Raw genomic sequence first — 21641 nt, forward strand, 5'->3', positions numbered from 1 at the left:
CGTCAGTAACTCGGCAGGCTGCGCGGACCGAGGTCGGTACGGGGCGGGGGCGGGGCCAGCCGGACGGTGGCGCCGAGGACGGAGAGTCCGCGGGGTGCCACCACCACCGGCTCCAGGGAGACGGCGACCACCTCGGGGTGGTCGTCGACCAGCCGCGAGACGCGGAGCAGGAGCTCCTCCAGGGCCGGGGTGTCGACGGGTGCGGAGCCGCGCCAGCCGAACAGCAGCGGCGCGGTGCGCAGGGAGCGGACGAGTTCGGCGACGTCCCGGTCGGTGGCCGGGACCAGTCGGTGCGCCGTGTCGCCGAGCAGTTCGGAGGCAGCGCCCGAGAGGCCGAAGGAGAGGACGGCGCCGACGGCCGGGTCGATGGCGGAGCGGACGACGGTGTCGACGCCCCGGGGCACCATCGCCTGGACGACCGGCAGGAGCTCCTCCGGTTTGCCGAGGACCTCGGTCAGCTCGGCGTACGCCGTGCGGAGCTGCTGCTCCGACGCCAGGTCGAGCCGGACGCCGCCGAGGTCGGGGCGGTGGCGGAGGTGCGGCGCGGTCGTCTTCAGCGCGACGGGGTAGCCGAGCCGGGCGGCGGCCGCGACGGCGTCGTCGGGGGTGGGTGCGGGCAGAGTCGGCAGCACGGCGATCCCGTACCGGGCGAGCAGTTCGCCGGTCTCGTCGGGGCCGAGGGTCACTCCCCGGACGTCCGCGTCGTCGACGGCCCGGTCGCCGAGCGTCCGCTCGATGAGCGCGGCGGCCCCGGCCTCGTCGATGTCCTCGTACTCGGGGACCCGCCCCGGCTCGGCCGCCTGCCGTCGCCACTGCCCGTACCGCACGGCCTCGGCCAGCGCCCGCACGGCCCGCTCGGCGGCGGGGTAGGCGGGGATCGTGGCGGGCGCGGCGGGAGGGGCGGTCGTGTCGGACGTCACGTCCGCACCCGGCGTCGCCTGCGTGTCCGGCGTGACCTGAGTGCCGGGCGTGACCTGAGTGTCGGGCGTGATTTGAGTCCCGGACGTCACCTGAGCGCCGGGCGTGACCTGCGTGCCGGACGTCACCTGAGTGCCGGTCGTCACCGCCTGGTCCGTGCGGCGGGGGGCGGGGCGGGCTCCGGTCGGTGCGCCGCCGCGGCCCGCCGGGGCCGGCCGGGTGCTGGTCGCCACCGCGAGGGCCTCCGCGAGGCCGCCCATCTCGACGTGGACGACGACGACGGGCTTGGTGGGCGCGGGGGCGGAGGCGACGGCCTCGCGGAGGGCGGCCGCGAGGACCTCGCCGTCGCCGAACTCGGTGGCGCCGTTCTCGCCGACCCAGGGGATCGCGGTCACGACGACCGCGTCGGAGGTCTCGTCGGCGAGCGCGGCTGCCAGCGCGTCCCGGAAGTCCGCCGGGACCGCCGCCGTCGTCAGGTCGAGCGGCCGCAGCGGGCGCAGTCCCTCCGTGAGGCAGGCGTCGTACGTGAGGAGGCCGAGCGACTCGGAGTTGCCGAGGATGGCGACGCGGGGCCCGGCGGGCAGCGGCTGGGCCGCCAGGAGCATTCCGGCGTCGACGAGTTCGGTGATGGTGTCGACGCGGATCACCCCGGCCTGGCGGAGCAGCGCGGAGACCGTGGCGTGCGGGATGCGGGTGAACGGCACCCGGTGGCCGGGCGGGGCGCTGCCGCTGTGGCGGGCGCCCTTGACGACGACGACCGGCTTGACGGCGGCGGTGCGGCGGGCGAGCCGGGTGAACTTGCGGGGGTTGCCGATCGACTCCAGGTAGAGGAGGACGACGTCGGTGCCGGGGTCGTCGTACCAGTGCTGGAGGAAGTCGTTCCCGGAGACGTCGGCGCGGTTGCCGGCCGAGATGAAGGAGGAGAGGCCCGCGCCGTGCCGGTGGAGTCCGGCGAGGAGCGCGATCCCGATCGCGCCGGACTGGGCGAAGAGCCCGATGCGCCCGGCGGCGGGCATCTGCGGGGCGAGCGAGGCGTTGAGCCGGACGTCGTCGGCGGTGTTGATGATCCCGAAGGCGTTGGGGCCGATGATCCGCATGCCGTACGAGCGCGCCTGCCGTACGAGTTCACGCTGGCGGTCGCGGCCGGCCGGGCCGCTCTCCGCGTATCCGGCGGAGAGGACGACGAGGCCGCGCACCCCGTGTTCGCCGCAGTCCGCGACGGCTTCCGGGACCCGCTCGGCGGGGACGGCGACGATCGCCAGGTCCACCGGCTCCCCGATGGCGCCGACGGAGGCGTGGGCGGGGACGCCGTCGAGTTCCGCGGGGCCGTCGGTGAGGGCGGCGTTCACCGCGTACACGCGTCCGGTGAAGCCGGCCCCGATCAGGTTGCGCAGCACGGTCCGGCCGACGCCGCCGGGCGCGCGTCCGGCGCCGACCACGGCGACGGACCGGGGGGTGAGGAGCCGCTGTACGGAGCGCGCCTCGGCCCGCTGTTCCCGCGCGCGCTGGACGGCGAGGGAGCGGTCGGTGGGTTCGAGGTCGAGGTGGAGGCGGACGGAGCCGTCCTCGAAGCTGCGCTTCTGGGTGTAGCCGGCGTCCGTGAAGACCTTGATCATCTTGTTGTTGGCGGGGAGCACCTCAGCGGCGAAGCGCCGGATGTCCCGCTCGCGCGCCACGGCCGCGATGTGTTCGAGGAGGGCGGAGGCGACGCCGCGCCCCTGGTGGGCGTCCTGGACGAGGAAGGCGACCTCGGCCTCGTCCGCCGGGGCGGAGGCGGGCATCCCCCGGTCGTCGATGCGGTCGTAGCGCACGGTGGCGATGAACTCGCCGCCGACCGTCGCCGCGAGTCCCACCCGGTCCACGAAGTCGTGGTGGGTGAAGCGGTGGACGTCCTTGGCGGAGAGGCGCGGGTAGGGCGCGAAGAAGCGGTAGTACTTCGACTCGTCCGAGACCTGCTCGTAGAAGCTCACCAGCCGGTCGGCGTCGTCGGCGGTGATGGGCCTGATGCGCGCGGTGCCGCCGTCGCGCAGGACCACGTCCGCTTCCCAGTGGTCGGGGTAGACGTGCTCCGGCGGGGCCGGTCGTTCCGCCGCTTCCGACTGCTCCGACGCGCTCTGCATGGGGTCAGCCTACGGCCGCGACACGACCGTGGCACCGCTCGCGCGGCGGGTGCGCGCCGTGCAAGGTAGGGAGGGCCGAGAGGCGGTCCGGTCCGGGCCGAAGGTCGGCGCGAGCACCACACAGCACATGAGAGACTGGTCTAGACAACCCGCTTGAGACCCGAAGGGCAACACCATGGCTGAGCGCCGCGTCAACGTCGGCTGGGCCGAGGGCCTGCACGCCCGCCCCGCGTCCATCTTCGTCCGTGCCGCCACGGCTTCCGGCGTGCCGGTGACGATCGCCAAGTCCGACGGCACCCCGGTGAACGCCGCTTCCATGCTCGCGGTGCTCGGGCTGGGCGCGCAGGGCGGCGAGGAGATCGTCCTCGCGTCCGAGGCCGACGGCGCCGAGGCCGCCCTCGACCGTCTCGCGAAGCTGGTCGCCGAGGGTCTGGACGAGCTCCCCGAGACCGTCTGATCCGGTCCCCCCGCACGACGAATGGCCGTGGCCGCCGAAATTCCGGCGGCCACGGCCATTCGCATTCTCCCGGTCATTGTCCCGGTCAATGTTTCGATCAATGCCCCGATCAGTGTCCCCGTCGATGTTCCGGGCAGCACTAATAGCGCCGCGCGAATACCTCTTCTTTGTATACGGTGCGCACGTTAATTCCGGACGCTCGCCGTGTTGACTGCATGTTGCGAAACCCTCACACGGCCCCGCTCCGGCCTTTTGAGCCGATGCAGCGGCAGTGAGCGTTCCGCGTGCAGCGCGGTCAGCGCCCTGGCCCGCTCGGCGTCACCGCGCGCCACCGCGTCCACGATGGCGCCGTGCTCGGCCCAGGCCTCCACCGGCTGGGCGGGCGAGTCCACCGCGTACATCCAGGCGATCTTGTGCCGCAGCTGGGTGAGCAGCGCCGTCAGGGCGGGGCTGCCGGAGGCCTGCGCGAGCGTCTCGTGGAACCAGCCCCCGAGCGAGCGCAGATCCTCGCCCTGGCCTCGCCTGGCCCGCTCCTGACCCAGCCTGACCAGGCCCCGCAGCACCTTGAGGTGGGCGTCCGTGCGGCGCTGCGCCGCCCGCGCGGCCCCCAGCGGTTCGAGCAGCGACCGCATGTCGAGCAGGTCGGCCGCCTCCTGGTCGGTGGGCTCGGCGACGTGCGCACCCGCGTGCCGGCGGGTCACGACGAAGCCCTCGGACTCCAGCGTGCGCAGGGCCTCGCGGACCGGCACGCGCGAGACCCCGTACCGGCGGGCGAGTTGTTCCTCGGTCAGCCGGCCGCCGCGCTCGTAGACGCCGGAGACGATGTCGTCCCTGATCGCCGTGCATACCGAATGCGCGGGAATGCGCATGTCCGACCTCCGCCTTGGTCCGCGCGAGACAATTCGAGCGGCGCCTGTTCTGCGCCTGATCATCGACTCTATTGCAGCGCGCCGGGATTTCCGATGCCCCGGCGGAATCCATGGCATTGTTCCACCGACTTACGAGCAGCGAAAAGCCCCGGCTCAGTACGAGCCGGGGCTTTTGCGACGCGGTGCGGAACCGGGCCGGGCGATGTCAGACGCGGACGCCGCGGGCGCGGAGGTACGCGATCGGGTTGATGTCGGAGCCGTACTCGGCGCTCGTGCGCGCCTCGAAGTGGAGGTGCGGGCCGGTCGAGTTGCCGGTCGAGCCGGAGACGCCTATCTGCTGGCCCGGCTCGACGGTCTGGCCGACGTGGACCCCGATGGAGGAGAGGTGCCCGTACTGCGTGTACGTGCCGTCGTTCATCCGGATCACGATGTTGTTGCCGTACGCGCCGCCCCAGCCGGCCTCGACGACGGTGCCGGAGCCCACGGAGGCGACCCGGGTGCCGTAGGCGGCGTGGAAGTCGACGCCGGAGTGGCTGCCCGAGGACCAGAGCGAACCACCGGTCTTGTAGCCGGTGGAGACGTACGAGCCGGCGACGGGGAGCTGGAAGGAGGCCAGGCGGCGGCGCTCGGCCTCGCGGGCGGCGCGCTCGCGCTCCTGGCGGATCTCCTTGGCGCGGGCCTCGGCCTTGCGCTTCGCCTCGGCCTTGACCTTCGCCTGGGCGACGGCCTCGACGGCCTCCTGCTCCTGGGCGGCGGCCTGGGCGTCGATCCGGTCCACGAGGGAGTCCTCGGTGATGACCTGGGTGAGGCCGGTGTCCTCGGCGGAGCGGTGGTCCGTGTCGGCGGCGAGCGCCGGGGAAGCGAGGGTTCCGATGACGCCGGTGGTGGCGAGCGTCGCGACGCCTGCGATGCCCACGCTGCGGCGCGCCATCCGGCTCGGACCACGATGCTTCCCGGTGGCACGGGTGAACGCCATGTAGTGGCTGATCCTTTCCTTCCTTCTCGCCTACCGGGTTAGCTGACGGGTTCGGAGCAGGAAGGTCTCCTACGGGCCCCTCCGTACGGGACGAAGGCGTCCGATTCACCCCAGGGACTCATGTGGGTCCCCGGCTCCCCAGGCTCGCGCCTGACGGGGACTCGGCGATGACTGTCCGATGCCGCGGCTGCGGCACGTGCAACTGACGAACAGCCGGACAGACGCTATGCGGATCGTCTTTCAATCACCAACCACACACGCATTTTGTAAGACATGCCACAGGGCAAAGAGTCACCCTTGCCGTCAATACGGACAAACCGAAGGGCCCCGGCGAACATGCCGCCGAGGCCCTCCCGTTGTCACGCCGAAGCCGGAATCAGCCGGTCACGACGGTCACTTCGCCGATGCCGAGCTCCCGCACGGGCTCCGCGATCTGCGCCGCGTCACCCACGAGCACCGTGACGAGCCGGTCCACGGGGAAGGCGCTGACCACGGCCGCGGTCGCCTCCACCGTGCCGGTCTCGGCCAGACGCGCGTACAACTGGGCCTGGAAGTCGTCCGGGAGGTGCTGCTCGACCTGGTCGGCGAGCGTCCCGGCGACGGAGGCGGCCGTCTCGTACTTGAGCGGCGCGACCCCCACCAGGTTCTGCACGGCGGTCTCGCGCTCGGCGTCGGTCAGCCCCTCGGCGGCGAGGGTGCGCAGCACCTGCCACAGGTCCTGGAGGGCCGGACCGGTGTTGGGGGTGTCGACGGAGCCGCTGATGGCGAGCATCGAGGCGCCGTTCCCCTCGGCGTCCGAGCGGAGCACCTGCCCGAACGCCCGCACGCCGTACGTGTAGCCCTTCTCCTCGCGCAGGACTCGGTCGAGCCGCGAGGTCAGGGTGCCGCCGAGGCAGTACGTGCCGAGGACCTGGGCCGACCAGACGCGGTCGTGCCGGTCGGGGCCGATCCGGCCGATCAGCAGCTGGGTCTGGACGGCGCCCGGGCGGTCCACGATGACGACCCGTCCGGTGTCGTCGGCGGTGATCGGCGGCATCGGGAGCGGCTCGGCCGGCTCACCGGTCCAGGCGCCCAGCGTGTCCGCGAGGACCTTGTCGAGGTCGACGCCCGTCAGGTCGCCGACGACCACCGCCGTGGCCGTGCCGGGCCGGACGTACGCGCCGAAGAAGGCGCGGACGGCCGCGGCGTCGATCGCGGCGACGGTCTCCTCGGTGCCCTGGCGCGGCCGGGACATCCGGGACTCGGCCGGGAACAGCTCCTTGGAGAGCTGCTTGGCGGCGCGGCGGGCCGGGTTGGCCGTCTCGTGCGGGATCTCGTCGAGACGGTTGCGCACCAGGCGCTCGATCTCGGTGTCCAGGAACGCCGGGGCGATCAGGGCCTCGGAGAGCAGCCCGAGCGCCTTGGGCAGCCGGGAGACGGGGACCTCCAGGGAGACCCGTACGCCCGGGTGGTCGGCGTGCGCGTCGAGCGTGGCGCCGCAGCGCTCCAGCTCGGCCGCGAACTCCTCGGCGCTGCGCTGGTCCGTCCCCTCGGACAGCGCGCGGGCCATGATCGTGGCGACGCCGTCGAGACCGGCGGGCTCCGCGTCCAGCGGGGCCGGCAGGAAGAGCTCCACGGCCACGACCTGCTGGCCGGGGCGGTGGCTGGTCAGCAGCGTCAGGCCGTTGTCCAGCTTCCCGCGGTCCGGGGCCGGGAAGGCCCAGGGCCTGGCGGCGCCCGGCGTCGGCTGCGGGTGGAAGTCCATGCTCGTCAAAGACGCGGCAGCGTCGGTCACTGGTCCGCTCCCTCTTCGTCGTCGCCGTCGGCGTTGTCGCTCTGCTCGGTCGCCAGGGGCTCGTAGACCAGCACCGCGCGGTTGTCGGGGCGCAGCTTGGCCTGGGCGACCGCCCGCACCTCGTCGGCGGTGACGTCCAGGACCCGGTCGACGGCCGTGAGGGCCAGCTGCGGGTCGCCGAACAGCACGGCGAACCGGCACAGTTCGTCGGCGCGGCCCGCGACGGTGCCGAGCCGGTCGAGCCACTCGCGCTCCAACTGGGCCTGCGCGCGCTCCATCTCCTCGGGGGTGGGGCCCTCCGCGGCGAACCGGGCGAGCTCCTCGTCGACGGCCGCCTCGATCTGCGGGACCTCGACGCCTCCGGAGGTCTTCACGTCCAGCCAGCCCAGCGAGGGCGCGCCGGCGAGCCGCAGCAGGCCGAAGCCGGCGGCGACGGCCGTGCGGTCGCGGCGGACCAGCCGGTTGTGCAGCCGGGACGACTCGCCACCGCCCAGGACCGTCAGGGCCAGGTCGGCGGCGTCGCACTCGCGCGTGCCGTCGTGCGGCAGCCGGTAGGCGGCCATCAGCGCGCGGGCCGGGACCTCCTCCTCGACGACCTCGCGCAGCTGCTCGCCGATGACCTCGGGCAGCGAGCCGTCGCGCGGGGGCAGCTTGCCGTCGTGCTGCGGGATGGAGCCGAAGTACTTCTCGATCCAGGTGAGCGTCTGCGCCGGGTCGATGTCGCCGACGACGGACAGCACCGCGTTGTTCGGCGCGTAGTACGTGCGGAAGAAGTTCCGCGCGTCCTCCAGCGTCGCCGCGTCCAGGTCGGCCATGGAGCCGATCGGCGTGTGGTGGTACGGGTGGCCCTCCGGGTAGGCGAGGGCGGTGAGCTTCTCGAACGCGGTGCCGTACGGCACGTTGTCGTAGCGCTGGCGGCGCTCGTTCTTGACGACGTCCCGCTGGTTCTCCATGGACTCGTCGTCCAGGGCGGCCAGCAGCGAGCCCATGCGGTCGGCCTCCAGCCAGAGCGCGAGCTCCAGCTGGTGCGTGGGCATGGTCTCGAAGTAGTTGGTGCGCTCGAAGCTCGTCGTGCCGTTGAGCGAGCCGCCCGCGCCCTGCACCAGCTCGAAGTGCCCGTTCCCGTGGACCTGCTTCGAGCCCTGGAACATCAGGTGCTCGAAGAGGTGGGCGAGGCCCGTGCGGCCCTCGACCTCGTGGCGCGAGCCGACGTCGTACCAGAGGCAGACCGCGGCGACCGGGGTCAGGTGGTCCTCCGAGAGCACCACACGCAGGCCGTTCGCCAACCGGTGCTCGGTCGCTGTCAGGCCGCCGGAGCCGGCCTCGGCCGTGGCCGTGTGACCCATGGGCATGTACGTCCCTTCGATCGCGATGTGAAAAGGTCCTGCCACTGTATGCAAGCGCGCCGACACCTCGCGAAGTTCCCGTCGGGTCCCGATGTCCCTCTTCCGGGTCGAGGTCGGCGTTGTCGGTGGCACGGTCCACAATGGTCCGCGTCAGATCAACCCTTGTTGGTGAAGGAGCCGCAGCCGCGATGGCCCGCCGCAGCACGAAGACACCGCCGCCGGACGACGCGTTCGAGGAGCGAATCCTCGACATCGACGTCGTCGACGAGATGCAGGGCTCCTTCCTCGAGTACGCGTACTCGGTGATCTACTCGCGCGCGCTCCCCGACGCCCGCGACGGCATGAAGCCCGTCCAGCGCCGCATCGTCTACCAGATGGGCGAGATGGGGCTCCGCCCCGACCGCGGGTTCGTCAAGTGCGCCCGCGTCGTCGGCGAGGTGATGGGCAAGCTGCACCCGCACGGCGACGCCTCGATCTACGACGCCATGGTCCGCATGGCACAGCCCTTCTCCATGCGGCTGCCCCTCGTCGACGGCCACGGCAACTTCGGTTCCCTCGGCAACGACGACCCGCCGGCCGCCATGCGGTACACCGAGTCGCGGATGGCCCCGGCCGCGCTGCTCATGACCGAGTCCATCGACGAGGACACGGTCGACTTCGCGCCGAACTACGACGGCCAGGAGCGGGAGCCGGTGGCACTCCCCGCCGCCTACCCGAACCTGCTGGTCAACGGCGCGTCCGGCATCGCGGTCGGCATGGCGACCAACATGCCGCCGCACAACCTCGGCGAGGTCGTCGCGGCCGCCCGCCACCTCATCCGGCACCCCGGCGCCGACCTCGAGACCCTGATGCGGTTCGTGCCCGGCCCCGACCTGCCCACCGGCGGCCGGATCGTCGGCCTCTCCGGCATCAAGGACGCGTACGAGTCGGGCCGCGGCTCCTTCAAGATCCGCGCCTCGGCGACCGTGGAGACGGTGACGGCCCGCCGCAAGGGCATCATCGTGACCGAGCTGCCGTTCACGGTCGGCCCCGAGAAGGTCATCTCCAAGATCAAGGACCTGGTCGGCTCCAAGAAGCTCCAGGGCATCGCCGACGTCAAGGACCTCACCGACCGCAACCACGGCCTGCGGCTCGTCATCGAGATCAAGAACGGCTTCGTGCCCGAGGCGGTCCTCGAGCAGCTCTACAAGCTGACGCCGATGGAGGAGTCCTTCGGCATCAACAACGTGGCGCTGGTCGACGGCCAGCCGCTCACCCTCGGCCTCAAGGAACTCCTCGAGGTCTACCTCGACCACCGCTTCGAGGTCGTCCGGCGCCGCTCCGAGTTCCGCAGGACCAAGAAGAGCGACCGCCTCCACCTGGTCCTCGGCCTGCTCGTCGCGCTGCTCGACATCGACGAGGTCATCCGCCTCATCCGGGAGAGCGACAACTCCGCGCAGGCCAAGGAGCGCCTGATGGAGCGCTTCTCGCTGAGCGAGATCCAGACGCAGTACATCCTGGACACCCCGCTGCGCCGCCTCACCCGGTTCGACCGGCTGGAGCTGGAGACCGAGCGCGACCGGCTCACCGGCGAGATCGACGAGCTGACCGGCATCCTCGACTCCGACGCGGAGCTGCGCAAGCTCGTCTCCGCCGAGCTGGCCGCCGTCGCCAAGAAGTTCGCCACCGACCGCCGGACGGTCCTGCTCGAGTCCGCCGGCGCACCCGTCGCCGCCGTGTCCCTGGAGGTCGCGGACGACCCCTGCCGGGTCCTGCTCTCCTCCACCGGCCTGCTGGCCCGTACGGCGACGGCCGAGCTGCCCCCGGTCGACCCGGAGGCCGCGCGGGTCAAGCACGACGTGATCCTTTCCGCGGTGGCGGCCACCCAGCGCGGTGACGTCGGCGCGGTGACCTCGACCGGACGGCTGCTGCGGATCGCGGTGATCGACCTGCCGCAGCTCCCGGACACCGCCAGCACCCCGAACCTGGCGGGCGGCGCGCCGCTGTCCGAGTTCCTGACCCTGGAGGCGGAGGAGACGGTGGTCTGCCTGACCACGCTCGACGAGTCCTCGCCGGGCCTGGCCCTCGGCACGCTCCAGGGCGTGGTGAAGCGCGTGGTGCCGGACTACCCGGCGAACAAGGACGAGCTGGAGGTCATCACCCTCAAGGACGGTGACCGGATCGTCGGCGCGACCGAGCTGCGCACGGGCGAGGAGGACCTGGTCTTCATCACCTCCGACGCCCAGCTGCTCCGCTACCAGGCCTCACAGGTACGGCCCCAGGGCCGGCCGGCAGGCGGCATGGCGGGCATCAAGCTGACCGCGGGCGCCGAGGTGCTCTCGTTCACGGCGGTCGACCCGGCGGCGGACGCCGTCGTCTTCACCGTCGCGGGCTCCACGGGCACCCTCGACTCCGCGACGGGCACGTCCGCGAAGCTGACCCCGTTCGACCAGTACCCGCGCAAGGGCCGCGCGACCGGCGGCGTCCGCTGCCAGCGCTTCCTGAAGGGCGAGGACGTGCTGACCCTGGCCTGGGCCGGCGCCACTCCGGCCCGCGCCGCGCAGAAGAGCGGCGCCCCGGTGCCGCTCCCGGAGGTCGACCCCCGCCGCGACGGCTCGGGGACCCCGCTCCCCCAGCCGGTCGACGTGGTGGCGGGCCCGACGGACTAGGCGGACCAGACGGACCAGAGGGGCTAGGAGCCTTCCGGCTCCTCGTCCGTCTGCCGCACGTACCGCAGGACGCCCCACATCGCGTGTTCGTCGGGGGCGTCCTGCGGGCCGTTCTGCTCGCAGGAGGCGAGGTCCTTGCGCAGGCCGGCCGCGTCGACGCCGGAGCCGATCAGGACGAGCTGGGTCAGCCGCTCCTCTCCCTCGGGCCACGGCTCGGGATGGAAGCGCAGGAAACGGCCGACCGCGTGCACGGTGTAGCGGTTGACCGGGTCGGCGGCGCCGAAGTCGACGAATCCCTTGATCCGGTAGAGGCCCTCGGGCCGGGCGTCCAGGAAGGCCATGAGCCGGCGGGGATGGAGCGGGCTCGCGGCCGCCAGGGACACCGTCTCGTACGCGGCGTGCGGGTGGGCGTGCGCGTCGTCCTCGCCGTACAGGATGTCCTCGATGGACATCTGACCCTCGATCTCCCCCTCGGGGGCCACCCGGTCGAAGAGCATTTCCGGGTCGATCCTCCCGTGCCGGGCGTCGACCACCGCGGCCTTGCCCGCGAGGCCGCGCACCGTCTCGTGGACGGCTCGCAGCTCGTCCTCGGAGACCCGGTCGGCCTTGTTCACGACGACGAGGTCGGCGATCGGCAGGTGCCGGTCGGTCTCGGGGTGCCGCTGCCGGGTGGCGGCGAACTCGGCGGCGTCGACCACCTGGACGAGCCCGCCGTACACGATCCGCTCGTTCTCGCTGGCGAGCACCATGCGCACCAGCTCCTGCGGCTCCGCGAGGCCGCTCGCCTCGATGACGATCACGTCGAGCCGCGATGAGGGCCGGGCCAGGACCTCCAGGTACTCGTCGAGCTCACTCGCGTCCACGGCGCAGCACAGGCACCCGTTGCCCAGCGAGACGGTGGACCCGACCTGCCCGGCGACGCTCATCGCGTCGATGCCGATGTCCCCGAAGTCGTTGACCATGACGCCGATACGGGTGCCCCGGGCGCTGCGCAGCACATGGTTCAGGAGCGTGGTCTTCCCGGCCCCGAGAAACCCGGCGAGAACGACGACGGGGATCTGCTGCGTGGTCAAGGGACGTACCTCCGGTTCCTTCGTGCCCCACGGCCGTGGGAAGCCCCCAGGATAGGCAGCCCGGCGTGCGACCCCGGGGGGACGCGTCGGGCCTCCGCCCGGGCTTCCGGCCCTCCGGGCGCCCGTAGCGGTTCCGTATTTCCGGTCGCGGGGCGTGTCGCCGTACCGTTTCCGCCATGAGCCCTGCACAGACCAGCCCCTCGCGCCCCCGCGCGCGCCGACGGCGGATCGGGTGGCCACAGCGGGTGTTCTCGCAGGTCCTGCTGATGCAGCTGGCCATCGCGACCGGTGTGACCGTCCTCGCCACGGGGCTCTTCCTCGCTCCGCTCAGCGCACAGCTCGACGACCAGGCCATGCGGCAGGCCCTGGCCATCGCGGACAGCACCGCGTCGCCCCGGCTCGCCGCGGACCTCACCGGAACCCCGCCGTCCGAGCGGGGCCCCGTTCAGACGGAGGCCGAGCGGATCCGGACGGCGACGGGCGCCGAGTACGTCGTGGTCATGGACACCCGCGGGGTGCGCTGGTCGCACACCGACCCCGCCCAGATCGGCAGGCTCGTCTCCACCGACCCGAGCAGCGTCCTCGCCGGGCACGAGGTGATGGAGATCGACGACGGCACCCTGGGCCGCTCGGCACGCGGCAAGGTGCCGCTGCGGGACGCGGACGGCCGGATCGTCGGCGCCGTGTCGGTCGGCATCGAGTACGCAAGCGTCCGTGACCGGCTCCTCGCCGCCATCCCCGGCCTCCTCGCCTACGCCGGCGGGGCGCTCGCGGCCGGCGCCCTGGCCGCGTACCTGATCTCCCGCCGCCTCCAGCGGCAAACCCACGACCTGGCCTTCTCCGACATCTCGGCGCTGCTCGCCGAGCGCGAGGCCATGCTGCACGGCATCCGCGAGGGAGTCGTGGCCCTGGACCGCAACGGCTCCGTACGCCTGATGAACGACGAGGCCCAGCGGCTCCTCGGCCTCGGCCCCGAAGCGGCGGGTCGGCCGCTCGACGAGGTCCTCGGCACCGGCCGCACCGCGGACGTCCTGGCGGGCCGGGTCACCGGCGACGACCTCGTCACCGTCCGGGGCCACCGGGTGCTGATCGCCAACAGGATGCCCACGGACGACGGCGGCGCCGTGGCCACCCTGCGCGACCGCACCGAGCTGGAGCACCTCGGCCGCGAGCTGGACTCGACGCGCGGTCTGATCGACGCCCTCCGCGCCCAGGACCACGAACACGCCAACCGGCTCCACACCCTCCTGGGGCTCCTGGAACTGGAGATGCACGACGAGGCGGTCGAGTTCGTCACCGAGGTCGTCGGGGTACACCGGGCCACCGCCGAGCAGGTCACCGAGAAGGTCCACGACCCCCTCCTCGCGGCCCTCCTGGTCGGCAAGGCCACCGTCGCCGCCGAGCGCGGGGTCTCGCTGCGCCTGGCCCCCGACTCGCTCCTCCCGGACCGGCTCGTCGACCCGCGCGAGCTGGTCACCGTGGTCGGCAACCTCGTCGACAACGCCCTGGACGCCGTAGGCGGAACCCCGGGCGCCCGCGTCGTCGTCGCCTTCCGCGCCGAGGGACGTACGGTCGTGCTGCGGGTCTCGGACAGCGGCCCCGGCGTCCCCGAGGAGCGCCGCGAGCTGATCTTCACCGAGGGCTGGACGACGAAGGCGCTCCCGTCGCACGGGAAGCGCGGCCTCGGCCTCCCCCTCGTCCGCCGCCTCGCCGAGCGCCGCGGCGGGTCCGCTTCGGTGGCCCCCGGCCCCGACGGAGGCGCAGCCTTCACCGTCGTCCTCCCGGACGCCCTGACCGAACCGGAACCCACCGAGCCCGAGGCGCACCCGTCCGGTCCGGCTCCGCCCGAGGCGAGGCCTTTTGCTGCCGGGTCGGCGGCCGCCGCGTCCGGGCACGGACGAACCGGGCCCGGACCGTCCGTGCCGGAGAGCGCCGAGGAGGCGCGATGATCGACGTACTCGTGGTGGACGACGACGTGCGGGTCGCGCGGATCAACGCCGCCTACGCCGCCAAGGTGCCGGGCTTCCGGGTCGTCGCCACCGCGCACTCGACCGCCGAGGCGCTCGCCGCCCTGGACGACCGGCCGGTGGACCTGATCCTCCTGGACCACTACCTGCCCGACGAGAACGGTCTCGCGGCCGTACGGGAGCTCCGCGCGCGCGGCCACCAGTGCGACGTGATCATGGTGACGGCGGCCAGGGACGTGGCGACCGTGCAGGCGGCGATGCGGCACGGCGCCCTCCAGTACCTGGTGAAGCCGTTCAACTTCGCCGGGCTGCGCGCCAAGCTGGAGGCCTACGCGACCCTCCGGCGCACCCTGGAGGGCGGGGGCGAGGCCGAACAGGCCGAGGTGGACCGGATCTTCGGCGTCCTCGCGGCCGGTTCCGTCGCCCCCGACCTGCCCAAGGGCCACTCCCCCACCACGGCCGAGCTGGTCCGGCAGGTCCTGCTCGCCGCCGACGGACCGCTCTCCACGCAGGAGATCGCCGAGCGGGCCGGCGTCAGCCGGCAGACCGCCCAGCGCTACCTCAAGCTCCTCGAACGCACCGGCCGGGTGCGCCTCTCGCTCCGGTACGGCGAGACCGGCCGCCCCGAGCACCGCTACGCCTGGGCGGCATCACCGCCCCCCGCCTGAGGGGCGGCCCCGGGTCGGTCAGACGGCGCCCGCGCCGGTCAGCGCCCGGACCTCGGTCTCGGCGTGGCGTGCCTCGTCGGGCGGCTCGGACGACGTGACCGTGCCGATCCAGCCCGCGAGGAAGCCGAGCGGAATGGAGACCACACCCGGGTTCTGCAGCGGGAACAGGTGGAAGTCGACCCCGGGGAACAGCGCCTCGGGGCTGCCGGAGACGACCGGCGACACCAGCACGAGCAGCACGGCGGGAACCAGGCCGCCGTACACGGACCAGACCGCGCCCCGCGTGGTGAACTTCCGCCAGAACAGCGAGTACAGCAGCACCGGCAGATTCGCGGAGGCCGCGACCGCGAAGGCCAGACCGACGAGGAACGCCACGTTGAGATCGCGGGCGAGCAGCCCGAGTCCGATGGCGGCCGCCCCGATCACCGCGGCGGCCACCCGGGCCACGGTCACCTCGCTGTACTGCTTCCCGTGCCGTCGGCGCAGCGAGCTGTACAGGTCGTGGGCGACGGAGGCCGAGGAGGCGAGCGTGATCCCCGCGACGACGGCGAGGATGGTCGCGAAGGCGACGGCGGCGACGATCGCGAAGAGCACCGTGCCGCCGGTGGAGCCCGCTCCCCCGCCGAGATCGAGGGCGAGCAGCGGCACGGCGGTGTTCCCCGACGCGTTCGAGGCGCGCACCTCGTCCGGGCCGATCAGCGCGGCCGCCCCGAAGCCCAGCACGATGGTCATCAGGTAGAAGCTGCCGATGAGCCCGATGGCCCAGACGACGGAGCGGCGGGCGGCCCGGGCGGTCGGCACGGTGTAGAAGCGCGACAGGATGTGCGGCAGTCCCGCGGTGCCCAGGACCAGCGCGATGCCGAGGCTGATGAAGTCCAGCCGGGACGTCCAGTCCCCGCCGTAGCGGAGTCCGGGGGCGAGGAAGTCCAGGCCGTGGCCGCTGCGTCGGGCCGCGGTGGACAGCAGGCTGTTCACGTCGCCGTGGAAGCGGAACAGCACGAGGACCGTGAGCGCGACCGTGCCCGCCATGAGCAGCACGGCTTTGACGATCTGGATCCAGGTGGTGGCCCGCATGCCGCCGAGCGACACGTAGATCACCATCAGCGCGCCCACGCCGACGACCGTCCACGACCGGGCCGCCTCGCCGGTGCCGCCGAGCAGCAGGGCGACCAGGCTCCCCGCCCCCACCATCTGCGCCACGAGGTACAGCACGGAGACCGCCACCGAGGACGTTCCGGCGGCGATGCGCACCGGCCGCTCGGCCATCCGCGCGGCGACGACGTCGGCGAGCGTGAACCGGCCGCAGTTGCGGACCAGTTCGGCGACCAGCAGGAGCACGACCAGCCAGGCCACGAGGAAGCCGACGGAGTACAGCATGCCGTCGTAGCCATAGAGCGCGATCAGCCCGGAGATGCCGAGGAACGAGGCCGCGGACATGTAGTCGCCGGCGATGGCGAAGCCGTTCTCCAGGGGAGAGAACAGCCGTCCTCCGGCGTAGAACTCCTCCGCCGAACCGTGCCGGTTGCGGCTCACCCAGGTGGTGATCCCGAGGGTGACCGCGATGAAGACGCTGAACAGCACGAGCGCCAGGGTCTGGTGGTGTCCGGTCACCGCTGCACCGCCCCTCTGGTCATCTCCTGGGTGTCCCAGCGCAGTTCCAGCGCCGCCCGATCCCTGCGCAGCCGCGCGTGCCGCGTGTAGGCCCAGGTCAGCAGGAAGGTGGTGAGGAACTGTCCGAGCCCGGCGATCATCGCCACGTTCACCGCTCCGGCGACCGGCCGGGCCATGAGCCCGGGCGCGGCCGTCGCCGCCACGACATAGGCGAGGTACCAGAGGAGGAAGGCGAGGGCCGCGGGGAAGACGAACCGGCGGTAGCGGCTGCGCACTTCCTGGAACGCGGGGCTCCTCTGGACCTCCAGATAGACCTCCGCCGCACTGTGGACCCGCTGCCCCGGCACCGCGTCGGGACGGCTCCCGCCGGCCCCCTCGGCACCCGGCCCCTCACCCCACTCGAATCCCGCCGCGTCGTACCAGGGGTCATCGACCGGCATTGCCGGAGCGCTGCGCCCCTCCTGCTCGTCCACCTGCTCCACCGGGCAACTCTCCTTGTCAGCGAACCGTTTCGGCCGCGTGCACAAGGATGGACAGAGCGGGAAGATCCCGGACTCTTCTGGCCTCTCACTTCACCCCATCAGGTGACTCTCCTCCCAGGTGCCCTGACCACACCGTGCTGATATGCGTATCGCACGGCCTGGGCCCGGTCGCGCACCCCGGTCTTGGCGAAGAGGTTGTTGATGTGGGTCTTCACCGTCGCCGTGGAGATCCGCAGCCGCCCGGCGATCTCCTGGTTGGACAGCCCGTCCGCGACGAGCACGAGCACCTCCGTCTCCCGCTCCGTCAGACCATCCGCCTCGGGCGCCGCGGCGCCGCCCGAGCCACCCGCCACCCCCCGCCCCTCCGAGACCTGCCCGGCCCCACCCCCGGAAGCCGCCCCACCCGAGACCTCCCCAGCCGTCCCCGCTTGCCCGTCGGTCCCGGGCCACCCGGACGACTCCGACCGCCCCGACCGCCCCGAAGACCCCGTGGGCTCCGACCGCTCCATCAGCTGCTCCAGCAGGCGTCTCTGCACGGAGGGCGACAGCCCCGCACGCCCGTCGACCACGTCCCGCAGCGCCCGGACGATCTCCTCACCGTCGGCGTCCTTGGTCAGGTACCCCCGCGCTCCGGCCCGCAGCGCCGGGAACAGCGAGTCGTCGTCGGCGTAGGTGGTGAGCACGACGACCTCCGTCGCGGGGAACAGCTCACGGATCCTGCGGGTGGCCTCGACCCCGTCGCAGCGGGGCATCCGCAGGTCCATCAGCACCACGTCTGGCTCGTGTGCGGCGGTCAGCGCGACCGCCTCCTCCCCGTCCCGGGCCGATCCGACGACCTCGACCCCCGGAAGCAGTCCGAGCAGCATCACGATCCCCTCGCGGACGACCGCCTGGTCGTCGGCGACGACCACCCGCACCACCCGGTGGCCCTCGGCCGCGCGCGATCCTTCCTCCCCGCTCACGCCGGCACCCGCAGCCGCACCGTGAACCCGGCTCCCTCGGGCCCCGCGTCCAGGCTGCCGCCGAGCAGCTCGGCCCGCTCCCTCATGCCGAGCAGCCCGTACCCGGAGCCGGAGGAGCCCAGGCTTTGCCCCGTCCCGGTGCCGCCGGACGCTCTGGGCGGCCCGGAATCACGTATCTCCAGGGAGATCTCGTGCGTCCCGTAGGCGAACCGGATCCGGGTCCGAGCACCCGGGGCATGCTTGCGGACATTGGTCAGTGCCTCCTGGGCGACCCGCCGCACCGCCTGCGAGGCCTCGGCGGGCAGGTCTCGACGCTCGCCGGTGACGTCGACCTCGGCTCGGTCCTCTCTGGCCAGTTCCCGCAGATAGTCCTCGACGGGCGCCATGTCCCCGCGCAGCGCGGAGAGCGCGTGGCGGGTCTCGGCGAGCCCCTCCCTCGCCATGGAGCGGGCCGAGGTCACGAGCTTGAGGATCTCGGCCGGCTCGGCCCCCGCCTCGATCTGGAGGCGCGCGACCTCCAGGTGGACCATCTGGGCGGACAGGCTGTGGGCGAGTACGTCGTGTATCTCGCGGGCGATCCTGGCCCGCTCGGCGAGCGCCGCCGACGCGGCCTCCGCCTCCCTGGCGAGCCGTTCCTGGGCGAGCAGCTGGAAGCCCGCGCCCCGGGCCTCGGCGTCCAGCCGGAGCGAGTAGCCGGCGAGGAGCACGGCGGCCGTGGTCACGGCGGCTCCGATTATCCCGGTCTCGTCGGCCTCCACGAATCCGGCGACGAGCACGGCCACCGTCGCCAGCCCGGCGGGCAGCGGCAACCGCTGCATCGCCATCACCGAGACGACGATCCACATCACGGTCGCGGCCGTCGGGGCGCCGGCGGCATAGGCCCCGAGACCGCAGAGCGCCATCACCCCGAGGAGCCCCAGCGATGCGGCCGCCCGGTGGTCGAGGGTCGTGTGGTGGAAGCCCAGCGCGGCCGCCACGCACAATCCGAACCCGAGCGGTGGCACCAGCGCGTATGCGCCGTCGAAGGCGCCCGACGTGTAACAGCCGCTCAGCACCCAGACGCTCAGGCCCGCCATCATGCTGTAGTCGAGGACCATCCGCCCCCGGGGCACTCCGACGCGGGTCAGTGCCTCCCGCGAAGGCCAGCCGTTCCAGGTCCGTGCGCCGCCCCCACCGCTGTCCGTACGACCTCGGTCGCGCTTGTCTTCCATGACCGTCCCCCTCCGTCATCTCGATGCTACGGAGAGTCGGCGGCCGTGTGATCGGCCCGTGGGTGGAGCGTGTTGCTCCACCCACGGGTGGAGTGGATCAGGCGTCGATGCGCGACCGGTCGAGCGTCGCCGCCGAGCCGGTGATGAACTCCTTGCGGGGCGCCACGTCGTTGCCCATGAGGAGGTCGAAGACCTGCTCCGCCGCGTCCAGGTCGCCGATGTTGATCCGGCGCAGGGTGCGGTGCCGCGGGTCCATCGTGGTCTCCGCCAGCTGGTCGGCGTCCATCTCGCCCAGACCCTTGTAGCGCTGGATGGAGTCCTTGTAGCGGACCCCCTTGCGCTGGAACTCCAGGAGCGTCTGCCGCAGCTCGTTGTCCGAGTACGTGTAGACGTACTTGTCCTGGCCCTTCTTGGGCTGGACGAGCTCGATCCGGTGCAGCGGCGGCACGGCGGCGAAGACCCGGCCCGCCTCGACCATGGGCCGCATGTAGCGCTGGAAGAGCGTGAGCAGCAGGCAGCGGATGTGGGCGCCGTCGACGTCGGCGTCGACGAGGAGGACGATCTTCCCGTACCGGGCCGCGTCGATGTCGAAGGTGCGGCCCGAGCCCGCTCCTATGACCTGGATGATCGCCCCGCACTCGGCGTTCTTGAGCATGTCCGAGACGGACGACTTCTGGACGTTGAGGATCTTGCCGCGGATCGGCAGGAGCGCCTGGAACTCGCTGTTGCGCGCCAGCTTGGCCGTACCGAGGGCCGAGTCCCCCTCGACGATGAAGAGCTCGCTGCGCTCCACGTCGTCGCTGCGGCAGTCGGCCAGCTTGGCCGGCAGCGAGGAGGTCTCGAGCGCGGTCTTCCTGCGCTGCGCCTCCTTGTGCTGCCTGGCCGCGATCCGGGTGCGAGCCGCGGCGACGGCCTTCTCCAGGACGGCCCGGGCCTGCGCCTTGGCATCCCGCCGGGTGGAGGTGAGGAAGGCCTTGAGCTCCTTGGCGACCACGTTCGCCACGATGCGGCGAGCGGCGGACGTACCGAGGACCTCCTTCGTCTGCCCCTCGAACTGCGGCTCGGCGAGGCGGACCGTGACGACGGCCGTGAGGCCCTCCAGGGCGTCGTCCTTGACGATGTCGTCCTCGGCGACGCGCAGCATCTTCGCCGAGCGCAGCACCTCGTTCACCGTCTTGGTGATGGCCGTCTCGAAGCCGGAGACGTGGGTGCCGCCCTTGGGGGTGGCGATGATGTTGACGAAGGACTTGACCGTGCTGTCGTAGCCCGTGCCCCAGCGCAGGGCCACGTCGACGGCGAGCTCGCGGGTGACCTCCGTCGGGGTCATGTGGCCGCGCTCGTCGAGGACGGGGACCGTCTCCTTGAACGTGCCCTGCCCGGTGAGCCGCTGGATGTCGCAGACGGCCTTGTCCTGCGCGAGGTACTCGCAGAACTCGCTGATGCCGCCGTCGAAGCGGAAGGTCTCCTCGCTCTTGCCGATCCCCGCCAGGTCCCGCTCGTCGCGGACGACGATGGTGAGGCCGGGCACGAGGAAGGCGGTCTGCCGGGCGCGCTGGTGGAGCGTCTCCAGGGAGAGCTTGGCGTCCTTGAGGAAGATCTGCCGGTCCGCCCAGTAGCGGATGCGCGTGCCGGTGCGGGTCTTGGGGACGCGCTTGCCCTTGAGGAGGCCGTTCGCCGGGTCGAACGGGCTGTCGGGGCCCTGCTCGGTGAAGATGCCCGGGACACCGCGGCGGAAGCTGATCATGTGGGTGGCGCTGTTGCGGTCGACCTCGACGTCGAGGCGGGCCGACAGCGCGTTGACGACGGAGGCGCCGACGCCGTGCAGACCACCGGACGCCGCGTACGAACCGCCGCCGAACTTGCCGCCGGCGTGCAGCTTGGTCATGACGACCTCGACGCCGGAGAGCCCCGTCTTCGGTTCGACGTCGACCGGGATGCCGCGGCCGTTGTCGCGGACCTCGACGGAGCCGTCGTCGTGGAGGATGACCTCGATGTGGTCGCAGTAGCCTCCGAGGGCCTCGTCGACCGAGTTGTCGATGATCTCCCAGATGCAGTGCATGAGACCGCGGCTGTCGGTGGACCCGATGTACATACCGGGGCGCTTGCGGACCGCTTCGAGCCCTTCGAGTACGAGCAGGTGCCGCGCGGTGTAGTTGGAACCGTCACGGTCTGCGGTCAGCAGCGCACTGGACGGCACGGACGTCTCGGCGGTCACGCGGTTCGCTCCTCGCTGAATTTGAAATGTGGCCCAGTGGGGTAAGGCCCGGCGTCGGTCACCGGTTCAGAGGGTACCGATGCCTGGTAGAGCCGTTGTCACGCCACCCACCCCGATTCCTCATGCTAGTCCAGCGTCGTATGGATGTTCGATCCCTCGATGGGGTGAAGCGAACATCACGTTCCCTTCCAGGCATGAACCATTTAGGCTCCGGGCACGTCCTCATCAACAACCGGCACCCACGCCGGGAGGGCGAACCGACCCAAGCAACGCGAAATCCGTAGAGCAACGCAATACGGCCCATTCGCCGCCAACCGGCAGCAGACAGCCACCTTGGGAAGAAG

Annotated in this window: 15 protein-coding genes and 1 riboswitch; of the genes, 4 read left to right on the forward strand and 11 right to left on the reverse strand. The window is 72.3% G+C overall.

Annotation, left to right across the window (positions count from 1 at the left end; translation table 11 throughout):
• Positions 1-2 precede the first annotated feature (2 nt).
• Positions 3-3038, reverse strand: a complete 3036-nt coding sequence (locus tag MRBLMG1_RS14865) for a GNAT family N-acetyltransferase (protein WP_367824437.1) — start codon at positions 3036-3038, stop codon at positions 3-5.
• Between the two features lie 175 nt (positions 3039-3213).
• Here MRBLMG1_RS14865 and MRBLMG1_RS14870 point away from each other — a divergent pair, with 175 nt between their 5' ends.
• Positions 3214-3495, forward strand: a complete 282-nt coding sequence (locus tag MRBLMG1_RS14870; protein WP_015036698.1) for an HPr family phosphocarrier protein — start codon at positions 3214-3216, stop codon at positions 3493-3495.
• Positions 3496-3680: 185 nt separating this feature from the next.
• Here the strand turns inward: MRBLMG1_RS14870 and MRBLMG1_RS14875 are convergent, their stop codons facing one another.
• From MRBLMG1_RS14875 to MRBLMG1_RS14890, 4 genes are all read right to left on the reverse strand, one after another.
• On the reverse strand, positions 3681-4364 hold the full coding sequence (locus MRBLMG1_RS14875; protein ID WP_367824439.1) for a GntR family transcriptional regulator: 684 nt from the start codon (positions 4362-4364) through the stop codon (positions 3681-3683).
• Positions 4365-4569: 205 nt separating this feature from the next.
• Positions 4570-5340: a M23 family metallopeptidase gene (locus tag MRBLMG1_RS14880; RefSeq protein ID WP_367824441.1), complete on the reverse strand. Its 771-nt coding sequence runs from the start codon at positions 5338-5340 to the stop codon at positions 4570-4572.
• Positions 5341-5352: 12 nt separating this feature from the next.
• Positions 5353-5517, reverse strand: a riboswitch (cyclic di-AMP (ydaO/yuaA leader).
• Between the two features lie 199 nt (positions 5518-5716).
• The gene (locus MRBLMG1_RS14885; RefSeq protein ID WP_414721583.1) at positions 5717-7084 is read right to left on the reverse strand and encodes a M16 family metallopeptidase; all 1368 of its coding nucleotides are present in this window, start codon (positions 7082-7084) and stop codon (positions 5717-5719) included.
• Between the two features lie 26 nt (positions 7085-7110).
• Positions 7111-8466: a M16 family metallopeptidase gene (locus MRBLMG1_RS14890; protein WP_367824445.1), complete on the reverse strand. Its 1356-nt coding sequence runs from the start codon at positions 8464-8466 to the stop codon at positions 7111-7113.
• Positions 8467-8648: 182 nt separating this feature from the next.
• On the opposite strand from MRBLMG1_RS14890, the gene MRBLMG1_RS14895 reads away from it, so the two are divergent.
• Positions 8649-11108 carry a DNA gyrase/topoisomerase IV subunit A gene (locus MRBLMG1_RS14895; RefSeq protein ID WP_367824447.1) on the forward strand — a complete coding sequence of 820 codons (2460 nt, stop codon included), beginning with the start codon at positions 8649-8651 and terminating at the stop codon, positions 11106-11108.
• A 23-nt stretch (positions 11109-11131) separates the two neighbouring features.
• On the opposite strand, the gene MRBLMG1_RS14900 is transcribed toward MRBLMG1_RS14895, so the two are convergent.
• Entirely contained in the window at positions 11132-12181 is a 1050-nt protein-coding gene (locus MRBLMG1_RS14900) for a CobW family GTP-binding protein (protein ID WP_367824449.1), read from the reverse strand.
• A gap of 176 nt (positions 12182-12357) precedes the next feature.
• Between MRBLMG1_RS14900 and MRBLMG1_RS14905 the strand changes: the two genes are divergently transcribed.
• Both MRBLMG1_RS14905 and MRBLMG1_RS14910 read left to right on the forward strand, forming a co-directional pair.
• The gene (locus MRBLMG1_RS14905; RefSeq protein WP_367824451.1) at positions 12358-14130 is read left to right on the forward strand and encodes a sensor histidine kinase; all 1773 of its coding nucleotides are present in this window, start codon (positions 12358-12360) and stop codon (positions 14128-14130) included.
• Entirely contained in the window at positions 14127-14816 is a 690-nt protein-coding gene (locus tag MRBLMG1_RS14910) for a DUF7342 family protein (protein ID WP_367824453.1), read from the forward strand. The genes MRBLMG1_RS14905 and MRBLMG1_RS14910 overlap by 4 nt, the downstream gene beginning before the upstream one ends.
• 18 nt (positions 14817-14834) lie before the next feature.
• On the opposite strand, the gene MRBLMG1_RS14915 is transcribed toward MRBLMG1_RS14910, so the two are convergent.
• The 5 genes from MRBLMG1_RS14915 to MRBLMG1_RS14935 all read right to left on the reverse strand — a co-directional run bounded on the left by MRBLMG1_RS14915 (position 14835) and on the right by MRBLMG1_RS14935 (position 21297).
• Positions 14835-16427 (reverse strand): solute symporter family protein, encoded by a 1593-nt coding sequence (locus tag MRBLMG1_RS14915; protein WP_367824455.1) that lies wholly within the window; start codon positions 16425-16427, stop codon positions 14835-14837.
• The gene (locus MRBLMG1_RS14920) at positions 16424-16909 is read right to left on the reverse strand and encodes a DUF485 domain-containing protein (protein WP_367824457.1); all 486 of its coding nucleotides are present in this window, start codon (positions 16907-16909) and stop codon (positions 16424-16426) included. Before MRBLMG1_RS14920 ends, MRBLMG1_RS14915 begins: the two co-directional genes overlap by 4 nt.
• A 98-nt stretch (positions 16910-17007) precedes the next feature.
• Complete coding sequence (locus MRBLMG1_RS14925; RefSeq protein WP_367824458.1) at positions 17008-17871, reverse strand: response regulator; 864 nt, start codon at positions 17869-17871, stop codon at positions 17008-17010.
• The gene (locus MRBLMG1_RS14930; protein WP_367824460.1) at positions 17868-19082 is read right to left on the reverse strand and encodes a sensor histidine kinase; all 1215 of its coding nucleotides are present in this window, start codon (positions 19080-19082) and stop codon (positions 17868-17870) included. The genes MRBLMG1_RS14925 and MRBLMG1_RS14930 overlap by 4 nt, the downstream gene beginning before the upstream one ends.
• 97 nt (positions 19083-19179) lie before the next feature.
• Positions 19180-21297 carry a DNA gyrase/topoisomerase IV subunit B gene (locus MRBLMG1_RS14935; RefSeq protein ID WP_367824462.1) on the reverse strand — a complete coding sequence of 706 codons (2118 nt, stop codon included), beginning with the start codon at positions 21295-21297 and terminating at the stop codon, positions 19180-19182.
• Positions 21298-21641 lie beyond the last annotated feature (344 nt).

The sequence above is a fragment of the Streptomyces sp. LMG1-1-1.1 genome (genome assembly GCF_040815545.1).
Classification (GTDB): Bacteria; Actinomycetota; Actinomycetes; order Streptomycetales; family Streptomycetaceae; genus Streptomyces.